Raw genomic sequence first — 16,428 nt, forward strand, 5'->3', positions numbered from 1 at the left:
GAAAAAAAACTAATTCTTTATAAATAGTAACAATTTCATATCTTGTTCGTCTTATCAACAAACTAAACACGATCATATTGGAAACCATACTTACTATTACTAATTTACACAAACGTTACGGCGGAGTCCAAGCGCTAAAAGACGTTTCATTCGAAATAAAAAAAGGAAATGTTTATGGTATTCTTGGTCCAAATGGAAGCGGAAAATCAACAACTTTAGGTATTGTTCTTAATGTAGTCAATAAAACTTCGGGTGACTATTTGTGGTTTGATGGTAAAATGGAAACCCATGAAGCGTTAAAAAAGGTAGGAGCTATTATTGAAAGACCTAATTTTTATCCTTACATGACTGCTCAGCAGAATCTAAAGCTAGTTTGTAAAATTAAAAACATTCCATTAGATAAAATTCAAGAAAAGTTAGAGCTGGTTGGTTTAGTTGATCGAAAGGACAGTAAGTTTAGTACTTTTTCTTTAGGTATGAAACAACGTTTAGCCATTGCTTCTGCCCTACTTAATGATCCAGAAATACTTATCTTAGATGAACCTACAAATGGATTAGATCCACAAGGGATTCATCAAATTAGAGATATCATTAGAAAAATTGCTTCTCAAGGCACAACAATTTTATTAGCTTCTCATTTACTTGACGAGGTAGAGAAAGTTTGTTCTCACGTTTTAGTGTTAAGAAAAGGAACTGTACTGTACTCTGGTACGGTTGATGGCATGTCAGCAAATGAAGGTTATTTTGAGTTACAAGCTGATAACAACGAACTCTTAGCCGATACATTAAAAAAACATCCAGCGGTAGACAAAGTCGTTAAAGAAGAAGAGAAAGTACTAGTGTATTTAAAATTAGAATTAGAAGCTGCTGTACTGAATGAATATTTATTTGAACATAATATTAGTTTAAGCCATTTGGTTAAACGAAAAAATAGTTTAGAAGAACAGTTTTTAGAGTTAACTAATAATAGTAATACACCATCCTTAAACTAATACACATGAAAAGATTATTATTTATAGAACTACAAAAAATATGGTTGAATAAAGCTAGTCGCGTTTTAACATTAACCTATTTCATTCTACTATCTTTTATTGCCTTAATTGCCTCTATCAAATTTGATATTGGAATATTTAAATTACACCTAGCGGAGATGGGTATATTTAACTTTCCTTTCATTTGGCATTTTAACACTTATGTTGCCGCTTGGTTAAAATTCTTTTTAGCCATTGTTATAGTTTCCATGATGGCAAATGAATACAGTTATGGAACTCTAAAACAGAATTTAATTGATGGCATGAGTAAAAAAGAATTTATTCTGTCTAAATTTCTAACAGTACTTCTTTTTGCGTTTTGCTCCACCATATTTGTCTTTGTCATGACCATTCTATTAGGACTGAGCTTTTCGTCTTATACTGAAATAGGCATTATATTCTCTGATTTAGAGTATCTTTTAGCTTTCTTTGTGAAGTTAATAGGTTTCTTCTCTTTCTGTTTATTCTTAGGAATATTAGTAAAAAGATCAGCTTTTGCACTTGGCTTTTTATTAGTGTGGAATATTGTCGAAGGTATAGCAAAAGGAATTTTAGTATTTAAAATCTTTCCTGATTCTAAAACAGCCGACTCAATTACACAGTTTTTTCCGCTAGAATCTATGTCAAATTTAATTGTAGAGCCTTTCACTCGATTATCTGTTATCAAAAGTATTGGAACACAAATTGGAGTAGAAAATAGCAAAGATTATGGAGTACATCTTGGAGCCATTATCATTGTATTAATTTGGTCTCTATTATTCCTGTTTTTTTCTTATAAATTATTAAAAAACAGGGATTTATAATAAACAACAAAATCGTTGTTAATTAGTTTAAGCATGTAAAAATTTCCCTAATTGAATACAATATCACTTTGATTTTGAATCATCTCTAGCTATGTCAATTTATAGCTTATTTATTTAAACGAATAAATCATAAAAGTTGTTTTTTTGTTAAAAACATGATAAGTTTTTTTATATTTAACCGATGAAAAAAACTATACTTTTATTTTTTATATTTATGTCTATTAATTGTTTAGCACAGTTTAGTAAGACACATTATATACCTCCTATAGCTGTTCAAAATAATTTAGTTGAAGATCAATATTTATACATATCTACTCCTAATAGTAATAATGTTAATTTTAAAATAATTGAAAATGGGGGAAACATTATAACTGGATCGGTAAGTAAAAACAGTCCTTCTACTTATCCTATTGGTAGTGGAAATACTACGCAACTGATAACTCCAAAAACACTCATTGGAAAAATAAGTAATAAAGGCTACATCATTGAAGCGGAAGATTTAATATATGTTAGTGTACGGGTAAATGCTAGTAGAAACCCAAACGGATCTTATAATCATGCTGGAGGCCTAGTGTCTAAAGGTAACAGTGCATTAGGGAAAGAATTTAGACTTGGAGCGATGCTAAACCCAAATTATGACACCACAATACTCAATTTTGCATCTATTTTAGCTACAGAAAATGGTACAAATGTGACTATCTCAAATATACCTGCTGGTACCATATTATCTGACGGAACAGTAACAAACGGCCCAATAAATGTCGTATTAAATAAAAATGAAAGTTATGTTTTAGCTTTAGAAAACATTGATAACGCCATAATATCAAACAGTTCTAAAATGATAGGTGCTTTAGTGGTTTCAGATAAGCCCGTTGTAGTTAATTCTGGTTCCTTTTGTGGGAGTAACAGCACAGCACTCAATGGACAAGGAAATCCTTCAGGAAGAGATTTAGGTTTTGACCAGATTGTACCCTATGAAAAAACGGGCACAGAGTACCTATTTGTAAAAGGAAATATAGCATCAGTCAGCCCCGAATTAGAGCGTGTTTTATTAATTGCACATCTTCCTAATACACTAGTTTATCTAAATGGAAGTTCCACCGCATTTGCAACTCTGGTAAATGCTGGTGACTATATCGACATTGACGGCAATAGCTTTGACAATGGAAATCTGTATGTTAAAACATCCGAAAAAGTTTTTGCTTACCAAAGTACATCTGGATCTAATTCTCCTGCAAATCAAAACTTATTTTTTGTTCCCCCTATAAACTGTTCTACACCTAATGTTGTTGATAATATTCCTTCAATTGAATCAATTGGTAGTGTTTTCTATAGCGGAGGTTTGAACATCGTAACGGAAACTGGCGCCACTGTTTTAATTAACAATTCAGCTATAAACTCTTTACCAGTAGCGATAACTGGAAACCCCAATTTCGTCAGATATTCTGTCAATAATCTTATTGGAGATATATCAGTAAAATCAACGAGACAAGTTTACGTATCTTATTATGGGACTAACGGTGCTGCTACCTATGGTGGTTATTATTCTGGATTTGATACCAAACCAGAAATTGTCACAGATAAAATCACTGTCTCTAATTCTGCCTGTATCCCTAACGTAATTTTAAAAATTAATACCTTATCCTCTTATGACTCTTTCCAATGGTATCTAGACGATACCATTATTCCTGGTGCAACAACCAATTCTTATCGCCCAACTACTCCCGGATTCTACCAAGTTAAAGGAAGTATTACTAACTGTCCTACTACAGTTCCCATATTTTCTGATAAAATACCAGTAAGCAATTGTCCTACAAATAATGATAATGATTTAGCACATGACAACTTAGATATTGATAATGATAATGATGGCATTACAAATTGCACAGAATCTTTTGGTAACGCAAACATTAACCTTTCAAACCCAGCTTCTGGTACTTTGTCTATTGGCGACTATTCCAATTCATTTAACGGAACATTTAATAATTCAGCTTCAACAACTACTGCGCCTTTTATTGGTAATACAGATGGGAGTTTTATAACGGAAGTAGCTTCTGGTAAAGCTAATTACGTTTCTTACAAAATGTCATTCACCAAACCCATTACAATAGGAGTCGAATATGTTTCAACTGCAAGCCCATCAGATTTACTAAATCCAGATGCAGAATATATTATTAATTCTGATATCGATAAAACCATAACTGTGTTGAATCCCACAGACCAATTATTGATTGATACAAATTATGATGGAATTTACGAAAGTGGAGTAACTGAATATTCCTCTTTTGAGATTCGCTTTAGACTAAAAAGCACTTCACCCCTTCCAGCAGGAACAGGAAATTTTAAATTCGCAACCTATTTAACTAATACCATTAGGATTACACATAAAAACTTATCAGATGTTAGTCCAAATAAGTCCACTTTCAAAATATTTGCTATTTGTGTTCCTAAAGACAGTGATGGTGATGGAGTTCCCGATCAATTGGACCTAGACAGTGATAATGATGGTATACCTGATACTATTGAAGGGCAAGGAAGCAATTATGTGCAATACACTACTACTGATGCTAATAAAGACGGCTTGAGTGATGCTTACGGAAACGGTATTGAACCAATAGATACAGATACTGATAACTCTATTGGCGGAGCCCCTGATTACTTAGATTTAGATAGTGATAATGACGGAATTTATGATGTTGTCGAAAGTGGAAGCGCAGCGATAGACAGTAACTTTGATGGAATTATAGACGGAACTGCAAGTAGTTTTGGTATTAATGGACTTGCAAATAGTCTAGAAAGCTTTGCCGATTCGGGAATATTAAACTACACTGTTAATGATTTTGATGCCGATGGGAAAAAGAATTATGTCGATTTAGATAGTGATAATGACGGTTGTTTTGATGTTATAGAAGCTGGTTTCACTGATGACAATTCTGATGGCATTCTAGGAAATAGTCCTGTTACCGTAAACAAATATGGTGTAGTATCGAGCAGTAGCAACGGCTACACTATTCCTAATAGTAACTACTTAACAGCATCCCCTATTATTATCAATCAACAACCTATAGATCAAACTGCATGCGAATTACAAGATGTAAACTTTACAATAGACACAAACAGTATTACTAGTTATCAATGGCAGCAATCTACTGATGGTATTACTTGGGTAAATCTTTTGAATAACTCAAATTTTAACGGAACTACTACAAGTACACTTACTATTAAAACAATCAGAAATGCTCAAAATAATTTTCACTACAGAGTACTCCTAAACAAAAACGGGAATAGTTGTGGTTTAACATCAAGTGAAGCAATTTTAAAAGTAAATACATTACCAAACGTAAATGTGCTCGTGACACTTATACAATGCGATGACGACGCTGATGGCTCCTCTAGTTTCAACTTAACAGAAAAGAATAATAGCATATCATCCAATTACAGTACTGAAACCTTTACTTATTTTAACACTGTAGCTGCTGCTACATCTAATGACATTTCAAAAAAAATCACTACTCCTTTAGCTTATATTAGCCCAAGTAAAAGTATTTGGGTCCGTATAGAAAATAGTAATGGATGTTATACTGTTTCACAATTAGATTTGGTTGTTTCTAGTACGCAAATTCCCCAAACTTTTAACAGGAAATTTGATGTTTGCGATGATACTATAGATCTAATTAGTACAGATACTGATGGTATAGCCACCTTTGATTTTAGTAGCGTAACACAAGATATTCAAGCTTTGTTGCCCTCTCCTGCTTCGTTATATGAAATTAAATATTATGCTAACGACACCGATGCTTTAGCAGAACAAAATGAAATTATAAATATCTCAAATTATCGAAATACAGAAAGCCCTTTTTTACAAAATATATGGGTTAGAGTAGAAAGCACTTTAGATAATTCTTGTTATGGATTAGGACCAAATGTAACTCTAAAGGTCAATCCTAAACCAAACATCAATACAAACGAAGACAAACTTGAAGATGAATTAGTATGTTCCAATCTTTCCTCCTTTTTTGTAACATTAAATTCAGGGATACAAGATGGCACTCCAGAGAGTGACTACACCTACAAATGGTTTAAAGATGCTGTTTTCCTAGCTGGCAGTACCAGTTCAACTTTACAAGTCAATGCTATCGGGGATTACACAGTGGAAGTTATGAATCATTCTGGCTGTAGTAGATTAAGAACGGTTAAAGTTACTGCCTCTGATATTGCACAATTAAGTACGATTGAAATCACTGACCTTTCAGACACTAATAGTGTAAGAGTTATTGTTACCGGTCAAGGAAATTATGAATACGGCATCGATACTATTTCTGGACCCTATCAAGATTCCAACTTTTTTGATAACCTTGCTGCAGGAATTCACGAAATATACATTAATGATAAAAATGGCTGCGGCATCGTTCAAAAGACAATCGCGATTTTAGGTGTACCAAAATTTTTCACACCTAATAATGATGGATCTAATGACTACTGGAATGTAAAAGGAGTCAATACCACAAGTAATGCTAAGTCATTAATTCACATATTTGACAGATACGGTAAATTAATTAAGCAGATTAACCCCATGAGTATTGGTTGGGATGGTACTTTTAATGGTATTCCTCTACCTGCAGATGATTATTGGTACACTGTAAAATTAGAAGATGGCAGAGAAGCAAAAGGACATTTTAGTCTAAAACGCTAAACTTAGGAATCTAGAAATAATCATGAAATTTATCAAAACAGTAATACTCATTCTCGTCCTTACAGCAATCAAAGCAAATGCTCAAAATGATTGTGTAGATGCAATTATTGTTTGTGGAAATACTGGTTTCGAGGGATTATCAGCAACTGGAATTGGAGCACAAGAACTATTTAACTCCAATACATGTAGTAGCGAAGAAAACAACAGTATTTGGATGAAAATTTATATCAAAGATTCTGGAACACTAGGCTTTACTCTTGTGCCTGAAAGTAGCAATATTAATGAAGATTTTGATTTTTTTGTATTCGGCCCAAATGCTACTTGTACAAACTTGGGACAAGCAATAAGATGCTCAACAACAAATCCTCAAGCTTCTGTACAGCCTAATAATTATACGGGAATGAATAATGTTGAAACTGATACTTCAGAAGGCCCCGGAGCATTAGGCAATAGTTTTGTAAAATGGCTCGAGGTAAACGCAGGAGAATCCTATTATATCGTAATTGATCGACCTATTGGGATTAGCAACTTTTCCTTACAGTGGACTGGAACGGCAACTTTTAACCCCCCTCCTACATTTAATATGCCATCGGCTGCGTCTATAAATTTAGAAGAATGTGATAATGACGGTCTAATTGATTTATCAACTAATTTTAATTTAGAGCAAAATACAGCTATGATGATTGGAAATCAATCCAATGTTAGTGTAACCTATCATCTTAGCCAAAATGATGCTCTAACAAATAAAGATAGAATTACAAACACCACTTCATTTACAAACACAACTAATCCCCAAACAATTTATACAAGAATAACAAACAATGTAAATCAATGTTATAACGTTACAGATTTTACAATAAGTACCAAAGAAACGGTACAACTATCCAATATAGTTTCTTATGCTTGTGATGATACAACAGACGGAAATGATTCAAATGGACAAACAACTTTTTATCTTGATAAAGTTAGTTTTGATATATTTGAAAATCAAGACATTTCAAGCCTTATTATTAAATATTACATCTCAGAAAGTGATGCTAATAAATCAGTTAATGAAATACAAAATTCATTTTATAATAGTATTCCGCAGCAGCAAAATTTATTTATAAAAGCAACAAATATAGAAGGCTGTACGACTATAAATGAAATAACACTGAATGTAGTACAACCTCCCACAAAAGTAGATATAACATTAGTACAATGCAGTACAGGAGCAAGTGCAAGTGACTTTAGTTTATTTAATCTTAATGAAGCTACCACTTCATTAATTAATAATAATCCAGATCTAACTACAACATTTTTTACTAGTTATTTTGATGCTCAGAACAACCTTAATGAACTAGATGCAGCGTACACAAACATTGCTAATCCTCAAAACATTTATGCCCGTATTTTAAGCAAGTCAACAGGCTGCTACAGTATTAGCAACATCAATTTAGTAGTAAATGTTATTACTGAAAAAAATTATGTGATAAATCCTGTATGTGATGACGACGGAATAGAAGATGGCTTGCACGCGTTCAACTTAGCTGATACTAATATCCCCATAACGCCAAGCCAAACACTTTCTTATTATCCAACATTAACTGATGCGTTACTGGAAGAAAATAAAATCATTAATCCAGATCGATATTTTAACGAAATGCCTTACCATCAAGACGTGTATGCCCGTATTGAACAAGGAAATGATTGTTTTGGAATTTCTAAAATAAAATTAGAAGTTTTAAAATTACCCGATATTATCACAATTGATAATAAGAAGGTATGTCGTAATTCCCCTAACTATTATATACAATTAGATGCCGGTATTCAAGATAATTCTTCTCCAAGTTCATATACATATATATGGTTTAAAGATAATAATGTTATAAAGGAAGAAACAAATTACACCTTGAACGTTAATAGGACTGGAAATTATGCTGTTCAAGTTACTAATTTAATGGGCTGTAGCAAAAAGAGAAATATTGAGGTAACATCATCTGATATTGCGACAATAGAAAATATTTCTATAGTTGACCTCTCAGAAATTAATTCAGTCACAATTAATGTTAGCGGTTCTGGCGATTACAAATATAGCATGGATTCTCAGTATGGTCCCTTTCAGGAGTCCAACTTTTTTGACAATGTTCCTGCAGGTATTCATGAAATTTATATAAACGACGATAACAACTGCGGTTTAATATCCAAAACTATAGCTTTACTGGGCGTACCAAAATTTTTTACACCAAATAATGATGGCTTTAATGATTATTGGAATATTAAAGGAGTTAGTGAAACAATGAATTCTAAATCTCTAATTTATATTTTTGATCGCTACGGTAAATTAATCAAACAAATTAAACCTCTAGAAGTAGGCTGGGATGGGACTTCTAGAGGAACATTATTACCAGCAGATGATTACTGGTTTACTATAAAGTTAGAAGACAAAAGAGAAGTACGAGGTCATTTCAGTTTAAAAAGATAAGCTAAATATTCCGCAAAGATTATGCATAAAAAAAAGCCATTACTAAGAATGGCTTTTAATATATATACTAAATAAGAATTAGATTTTAAATCTTTTTCTATCAGTTTCAGTCAAATAAATTTTTCTTAAACGAATCGATTTTGGAGTCACCTCTACGTATTCATCTTTTTGAATGTACTCCAAAGCTTCCTCAAGGGAGAAAATAATTGGAGGAATAATTCTCGCTTTTTCATCATTTCCTGATGAACGTACGTTCGACTGTTTTTTAGCCTTAGTTACATTCACACACATATCATCGCTACGTGAATTTTCACCAATAACCTGACCTTCATAAATTTCAGCGTTAGGTTCAACGAAGAATTTACCACGATCTTGTAATTTATCAATAGAGTAAGGAATTGCTTTACCATTCTCCATAGAGATCAATGAACCGTTGTTACGTCCTGGAATTGCTCCTTTGAAAGGCTCATATCCAATAAAACGGTGTGACATAATCGCCTCACCAGCAGTAGCTGTTAACAATTGATTACGTAATCCAATGATTCCACGAGATGGAATGTTGAATTTAATAATCATACGATCATTTTTACCTTCCATAGAAAGCATCTCACCTTTACGAATAGTTACAAACTCTACAGCACGTCCAGAAAGATTTTCTGGTAAGTCGATTGTTAACTCTTCAATTGGCTCACATTTTTTACCATCAATTTCTTTGATAATAACTTGTGGTTGACCAATTTGTAACTCATACCCTTCTCTTCTCATTGTTTCAATAAGAACAGATAAGTGAAGTACACCACGACCAAAAACCATAAACTTATCAGCTGAATCAGTTTCACCTAATTTCATTGCTAAGTTTTTCTCTAACTCTTTTGTTAAACGCTCTCTAATATGACGTGAAGTTACAAATTTACCCTCTTTACCAAAGAAAGGAGAGTCATTAATTGTAAACAACATACTCATTGTAGGTTCATCAATTGCAATAGAAGCTAATCCTTCAGGATTTTCAAAGTCAGCGATAGTATCACCAATTTCGAAACCTTCAACACCAACAATTGCACAAATATCTCCAGCAATTACTTCTTGAACTTTTTTACGACCTAAACCTTCAAAAGTATGTAATTCTTTAATACGTGATTTTACGATAGTACCGTCTCTTTTTACTAAAGAGATTGGCATACCTTCTTTTAAAACTCCTCTTTCAAGACGACCGATAGCAATACGACCTGTAAAAGCAGAAAAATCAAGAGAAGTGATCAACATTTGTGGAGTTCCTTCTGAAACTTTAGGAGCTGGTACATTTTCGATAACCATGTCTAATAATGCTTCAACATTATCAGTTACATTCTCCCAATGGTCAGACATCCAGTTGTTCTTAGCTGAACCGTAAACTGCTGGAAAATCCAACTGCTCTTCAGTAGCACCTAATTCAAACATTAAGTCAAAAACTTTTTCATGAACTTCTTCAGGAGTACAGTTTTCTTTATCTACTTTATTTATAACAACACATGGTTTTAAACCAAGGTCTAATGCTTTTTGTAATACAAAACGCGTTTGTGGCATAGGCCCTTCAAATGCATCTACTAGTAAACAAACTCCATCAGCCATATTTAATACACGCTCCACTTCTCCACCAAAATCGGCGTGACCAGGAGTGTCAATAATGTTGATTTTTGTTCCTTTATACTGAACAGAAACATTCTTAGAAGTAATAGTAATACCTCTTTCACGCTCTAAGTCGTTGTTATCAAGGATTAGATCACCTGTGTTTTCGTTGTCACGAAATAACTGACAGTGATACATAATTTTATCAACCAAAGTTGTTTTACCGTGATCGACGTGGGCAATAATTGCAATGTTTCTAATTGATTCCATCTGTGATTTTTAATGGGTGCAAAGGTACACTTTATTTTGATATAAAAAATATTTCATTAATACTTTACATATTCTTAACGATTTACACCTAAAAAACTTAATATTTAAAACACTTTAAAATAACTTTTGTAGGTTTTTTATATTTCATATTATTTATTACATTTGAGTAATGAAAAACAAATCCAACCAAATAACCCTGATCTATCTGCTTATTGCCATGTTTGCAGCTATAGTTTTTCACAAACTTTTTCTAAAGCCTTCATTTAGCGAAAATTACCAACTTTATCTTTTTTCAAAAGATATTGTACTAATCATTTTGACCGCAATTACTTACAGATTTGTTTTATCAAAAAATGATAATCGAAATAAGGCCATTTTTCAAAAATTAAAAAACACTAACGACGAAATTAAAGAATCAAATGAAAAATATGACATTGTAGCCAAAGCCACAAGTGATACAATTTGGGACTGGAAAATACAAGAGGATAAATTTATTTGGAACAAAGGTATTAGGAGCATTTTTGGTTATGACGAAGAGATTGTAGGAGATAGTTCAAAATGGTGGTTTGAAAACATCCATCCGGAAGACAGTATTAAAATGTCTATAAAGCTTTATTCCTTTATCGAACAGAAAACAGAAAATTGGCAAGATGAATACCGTTTTAAATGCGCTGATAATAGTTATAAATATGTTCTTGATAGAGGTTTTCTTTTAAAAGATGACCAAGGTAAAGCTATTAGAATGATTGGTGCAATTCAGGATATCACCAAACAAAAAGAAGAGGAATTAAGACTAAAATTGCTTGAAACTGTAATTGTACAAACTAAAGACTCTATAATTATTACTGAAGCAGACTTTAACGATAATAAGCTTCCTAAAATTGTCTACGTCAATCCAGCATTTTCAAATATGACTGGTTATAATCCTGATGAAATTTTAGGACAATCTCCAGACTTTTTAAAAGGTCCTAATTCATCTATAGCCGGAATCAAAAATATTATTGCCTCTATTAAAAACAAAGAAGAAAGTTTAATAGAAATGATATGCTACAAAAAAGATAAAGAAGAATTTTGGCTGCGATTTTCAATGATTCCAATATACAATTCCGAAAACGAACTAACCCATTGGGTATCCATACAAAGAGACGTTTCCGAAGAAAAAATTCAAGAAAAAGAAAAAGAGCAACTAATTAATGAATTAACACAAAATAATAAAGACCTTAAGCAGTTTTCGTACATAACATCACATAATTTAAGAGCACCACTGTCTAATCTTACGGGTTTATTAAATTTAATTGAAGATGTCAAAATTGAAGATGAAGAACTACGTGAACTTATTGACGGTTTTAATAAATCTACACATTTATTAAATGACACAGTAAACGACCTAACAAAAGTAATGATTATTAAAGATAACCGTTCCATCCAAAAAGAAAGCCTTTCTTTAAGAGATCTATTTGAAAACGTATTTAACCAAATTACCTTTCAAATTGATGAGCATAAGCCAATTTTAGAACTTGATTTTGATAAAGTGCCTGCGCTCAATATTAATAAATCATATCTGGAAAGTATTTTGCTAAATCTTTTAACCAATTCAATAAAATATAGGTCAGATGACCGAAAAATAACAATAGCTATATCCGCAGAACAGATAAATAATATTGTAACCTTATCTTTTAGTGACAATGGTATTGGTATTGATTTAAATCGCAATAAAGACAAAATTTTTGGGCTTTATCAAAGATTTCATAATTACCCCGACAGTAAAGGATTAGGATTATACCTAGTAAAGTCACAAGTAGAAGCCATGGGTGGAACAATTTCAATCGATAGCGTAGTTAACAAAGGCACTACATTTACTTTAACATTCAAAAACAAATAAATTAAATGTTAGATCTGATTTTATGCGTTGATGACGACCCCATAACATTAATGTTATGTAAGAAAGTTATAGCAAAAACCTCTTTTTCAAAAACAATAATGACTGCCCAAAATGGAGAAGAGGCTCTGTTTATTTTTGACAAATTTATACAATCAGATGTAGAAAAAGATGAGATTCCCGAGTTAATCTTTTTAGACTTAAACATGCCTGTGATGGGTGGATGGGAGTTTTTAGACTCCTTCAACACCGATGAATACCTTTCTTTCCATCATATTAAAGTGGTTGTACTGTCATCTACAATTGATCCTGAAGATTTAGAAAAAGCAAAAAAATACCCGATGGTGATAGATTTTTTATCAAAACCTATCACAATAAACATGTTAAATTACTTAACAAATAAGCTTTAGATTATTTCAAATTCCACAAATTGTAAGTCAATAAAATTAAGACTAAAGAAGTGCATAAATAAGGCTTAAATAACTATAACATCAGGGTTAATCATTGTCTTAAGCTATTATAGCACTTAATAGTATAATAAACCTTGTTTTTTTCTATAACAGAGTTAAATATACAGAAGCTTACTTATATTAAATATACTCTGGTACTGATTAATTGATCATTGATTCTCCTATACAAAGACCTTCTAAGACATACAGTAATCGTATTAATTATTCCCTTACTACATCTGTCATAATCTTCTTTTTATAATTTACAATTCAACTACAAACTTTATCAGCAATATTTTATATTCTGTTAGTAAGTATGAGAGATGATTTAGAATTTAAATAATCAAAGCTAATGGAATTCTAAATATTAAATAGCTGAGGATATATCCGATCCTATATTTCAGGTATCTATTAAACACCTGATCATAGGATTAAGATCAAAAGCATATAAAATAAAAACCCCCATCCGACTGGATAGGGGTTTTAGAATCTAAAACAAGTTCAGATTAAAGAAAGTCGGCAAACCGAGAGCGTGAACTCGTGGTTCTAGTAAAAAAAAGAACCCCAGTCTTTTCAGACCGGGGTTTTAGAATCTGAAACTAGTTCAGATTAAAGAAAGGCGACGACATACTCTCCCACATAACTGCAGTACCATCTGCGCAGGCGGGCTTAACTACTCTGTTCGGGATGGGAAGAGGTGAGCCCCGCCGCAATAACCACCTTAAGATTATTGTTTAAGGAGTTTAAGGTTTTTATAGTTTCAAGTTATACAACTTGCAACATTAAACTTCAAACTTTAAACGCAGCTTTGCTGCAATATCTTAACATACTGAGATAAAGAAAAAAGTATTGTAGATACTGAAACTAGTTCAGTATAAAGAAAGTTTCCCCAGTGCGCCGAGGCGCACTGGAAAGGGTGTACATAAGCTTACGGATTATTAGTACTACTCGACTATGACATTACTGCCTTTACATCTATAGCCTATCAACGTGGTCATCTCCCACGATCCTTAAAAGAAATCTCATCTTGTGGTGGGTTTCGCGCTTATATGCTTTCAGCGCTTATCCCTTCCAAACGTAGCTACTCTGCGGTGCCACTGGCGTGACAACAGATACACTAGAGGTTTGTCCAATTCGGTCCTCTCGTACTAGAATCAGATCCACTCAAATTTCTTGCGCCCACAGTAGATAGAGACCGAACTGTCTCACGACGTTCTGAACCCAGCTCGCGTGCCACTTTAATGGGCGAACAGCCCAACCCTTGGGACCTTCTCCAGCCCCAGGATGTGACGAGCCGACATCGAGGTGCCAAACCCCCCCGTCGATATGAGCTCTTGGGGGAGATCAGCCTGTTATCCCCGGCGTACCTTTTATCCTTTGAGCGATGGCCCTTCCATGCGGAACCACCGGATCACTATGCTCTACTTTCGTACCTGATCGACCTGTATGTCTCTCAGTCAAGCTCCCTTATGCCATTGCACTCTACGCACGGTTACCAAGCGTACTGAGGGAACCTTTAGAAGCCTCCGTTACTCTTTTGGAGGCGACCACCCCAGTCAAACTACCCACCAAGCAATGTCCCCCGCATAGCGGGGTTAGGCCTCAGATAAACAAAGGGTTGTATTTCAACAATGACTCCACAACGCCTAGCGACGCCACTTCACAGTCTCCAACCTATCCTACACATCATTTATCCAAGGTCAATACTAAGCTATAGTAAAGGTGCACAGGGTCTTTTCGTCCCACTGCGGGTAAGCGGCATCTTCACCGCTACTACAATTTCACCGAGCTCATGGCTGAGACAGTGTCCAGATCGTTACACCATTCGTGCAGGTCGGAACTTACCCGACAAGGAATTTCGCTACCTTAGGACCGTTATAGTTACGGCCGCCGTTTACTGGGGCTTCAATTCAATGCTTCTCCGAAGATAACATCTCCTCTTAACCTTCCAGCACCGGGCAGGTGTCAGGCCCTATACTTCATCTTACGATTTTGCAGAGCCCTGTGTTTTTGATAAACAGTCGCCTGGACCTCTTCACTGCGGCCAGCATTGCTGCTGGCGACCCTTCTCCCGAAGTTACGGGTCTATTTTGCCTAATTCCTTAGCCATGAATCTCTCGAGCACCTTAGAATTCTCATCTCGACTACCTGTGTCGGTTTGCGGTACGGGTACTATTAACCTGAAGTTTAGAGGTTTTTCTTGGAAGCCCTTAGGTGCACTATCTCTTTGTCCGAAGACGCCGAGTACTATCGTATTTCCCCAAAACCCGTGGATTTGCCTGCGGGTCTTATAGGTAGGTACTTCAACGAACTATTCCGTCAGTTCGCGGCACTTTCATCACTCCGTCACCCCATCACAGTTAACAGTAGTACGGGAATATTAACCCGTTGTCCATCGACTGTCCCTTTCGGGTTCGCCTTAGGTCCCGACTAACCCACAGCTGATTAGCATAGCTGTGGAAACCTTAGTCTTTCGGTGTGCGGGTTTCTCGCCCGCATTATCGTTACTTATGCCTACATTTTCTTTTCTAACCAGTCCAGCATGCCTTACGACACACCTTCTACCCTGTTAGAATGCTCCCCTACCACTTAGAGTAAACTCTAAATCCATAGCTTCGGTAATATACTTATGCCCGATTATTATCCATGCTCGTCCGCTCGACTAGTGAGCTGTTACGCACTCTTTAAATGAATGGCTGCTTCCAAGCCAACATCCTAGCTGTCTATGCAGACAAACCGCGTTCTTTCAACTTAGTATATATTTGGGGACCTTAGCTGATGGTCTGGGTTCTTTCCCTCTCGGACTTGGACCTTAGCACCCAAGCCCTCACTGTTATGAAACATTATATAGCATTCGGAGTTTGTCAGGAATTGGTAGGCGGTGAAGCCCCCGCATCCAATCAGTAGCTCTACCTCTATATAACTTTATGCATAACGCTGCACCTAAATGCATTTCGGGGAGTACGAGCTATTTCCGAGTTTGATTGGCCTTTCACCCCTACCCACAGATCATCCCAAGACTTTTCAACGTCAACGGGTTCGGTCCTCCACTTTGGGTTAACAAAGCTTCAACCTGTCCATGGGTAGATCACACGGTTTCGCGTCTAACACTACTGACTAAAGCGCCCTATTCAGACTCGCTTTCGCTACGGATCCGTGGCTTAACCACTTATCCTTGCCAGCAACGTTAACTCGTAGGCTCATTATGCAAAAGGCACGCCGTCACCCCACGAA

General features: G+C 34.8%; 7 protein-coding genes and 2 rRNA genes. 6 read left to right on the forward strand and 3 right to left on the reverse strand.

All coding sequences use genetic code 11. The annotated features are described in order from the left end of the window. The first annotated feature begins 77 nt into the window (after positions 1 to 77). The 4 genes from ACEN2K_RS07925 (at position 78) to ACEN2K_RS07940 (ending at position 8,991) form a co-directional block, all read left to right on the forward strand. Positions 78 to 992, forward strand: coding sequence for an ABC transporter ATP-binding protein (locus ACEN2K_RS07925; RefSeq protein WP_441758793.1), 915 nt, complete (start codon positions 78 to 80; stop codon positions 990 to 992). 5 nt (positions 993 to 997) lie between these two features. Further along, positions 998 to 1,834 carry an ABC transporter permease gene (locus ACEN2K_RS07930; RefSeq protein ID WP_441758794.1) on the forward strand — a complete coding sequence of 279 codons (837 nt, stop codon included), beginning with the start codon at positions 998 to 1,000 and terminating at the stop codon, positions 1,832 to 1,834. A gap of 214 nt (positions 1,835 to 2,048) precedes the next feature. Next, entirely contained in the window at positions 2,049 to 6,527 is a 4,479-nt protein-coding gene (locus tag ACEN2K_RS07935) for a T9SS type B sorting domain-containing protein (protein ID WP_441758795.1), read from the forward strand. A 22-nt stretch (positions 6,528 to 6,549) separates the two neighbouring features. After that, positions 6,550 to 8,991 carry a T9SS type B sorting domain-containing protein gene (locus tag ACEN2K_RS07940; protein ID WP_441758796.1) on the forward strand — a complete coding sequence of 814 codons (2,442 nt, stop codon included), beginning with the start codon at positions 6,550 to 6,552 and terminating at the stop codon, positions 8,989 to 8,991. A gap of 78 nt (positions 8,992 to 9,069) precedes the next feature. Here ACEN2K_RS07940 and typA read toward each other — a convergent pair whose 3' ends face one another. Next, positions 9,070 to 10,866, reverse strand: a complete 1,797-nt coding sequence (typA, locus tag ACEN2K_RS07945) for a translational GTPase TypA (RefSeq protein ID WP_441758797.1) — start codon at positions 10,864 to 10,866, stop codon at positions 9,070 to 9,072. Between the two features lie 169 nt (positions 10,867 to 11,035). Between typA and ACEN2K_RS07950 the strand changes: the two genes are divergently transcribed. Together ACEN2K_RS07950 and ACEN2K_RS07955 are read left to right on the forward strand one after the other, a co-directional pair. Continuing rightward, positions 11,036 to 12,748 carry a PAS domain-containing sensor histidine kinase gene (locus ACEN2K_RS07950; RefSeq protein ID WP_441758798.1) on the forward strand — a complete coding sequence of 571 codons (1,713 nt, stop codon included), beginning with the start codon at positions 11,036 to 11,038 and terminating at the stop codon, positions 12,746 to 12,748. A 5-nt stretch (positions 12,749 to 12,753) separates the two neighbouring features. Then, complete coding sequence (locus ACEN2K_RS07955; RefSeq protein WP_441758799.1) at positions 12,754 to 13,155, forward strand: response regulator; 402 nt, start codon at positions 12,754 to 12,756, stop codon at positions 13,153 to 13,155. 653 nt (positions 13,156 to 13,808) lie between these two features. Here ACEN2K_RS07955 and rrf read toward each other — a convergent pair. Then, positions 13,809 to 13,918 (reverse strand): 5S ribosomal RNA (gene rrf, locus ACEN2K_RS07960). Between the two features lie 194 nt (positions 13,919 to 14,112). Beyond that, positions 14,113 to 16,428, reverse strand: a 23S ribosomal RNA gene (locus ACEN2K_RS07965); the annotation flags it as partial.

The sequence above is a fragment of the Flavobacterium sp. W21_SRS_FM3 genome (genome assembly GCF_052113625.1).
Taxonomy (GTDB): Bacteria; Bacteroidota; Bacteroidia; order Flavobacteriales; family Flavobacteriaceae; genus Flavobacterium.

What these genes read in the sequence shown, in the direction of transcription:
- ACEN2K_RS07930 (WP_441758794.1), top strand. Translation starts at nt 998, where the DNA reads ATGAAAAGATTATTATTTATAGAACTACAAAAAATATGGTTGAATAAA.
- ACEN2K_RS07935 (WP_441758795.1), top strand. Translation starts at nt 2,049, where the DNA reads ATGTCTATTAATTGTTTAGCACAGTTTAGTAAGACACATTATATACCT.
- ACEN2K_RS07940 (WP_441758796.1), top strand. Translation starts at nt 6,550, where the DNA reads ATGAAATTTATCAAAACAGTAATACTCATTCTCGTCCTTACAGCAATC.
- typA (WP_441758797.1), bottom strand. Translation starts at nt 10,866, where the DNA reads ATGGAATCAATTAGAAACATTGCAATTATTGCCCACGTCGATCACGGT.
- ACEN2K_RS07950 (WP_441758798.1), top strand. Translation starts at nt 11,036, where the DNA reads ATGAAAAACAAATCCAACCAAATAACCCTGATCTATCTGCTTATTGCC.
- ACEN2K_RS07955 (WP_441758799.1), top strand. Translation starts at nt 12,754, where the DNA reads ATGTTAGATCTGATTTTATGCGTTGATGACGACCCCATAACATTAATG.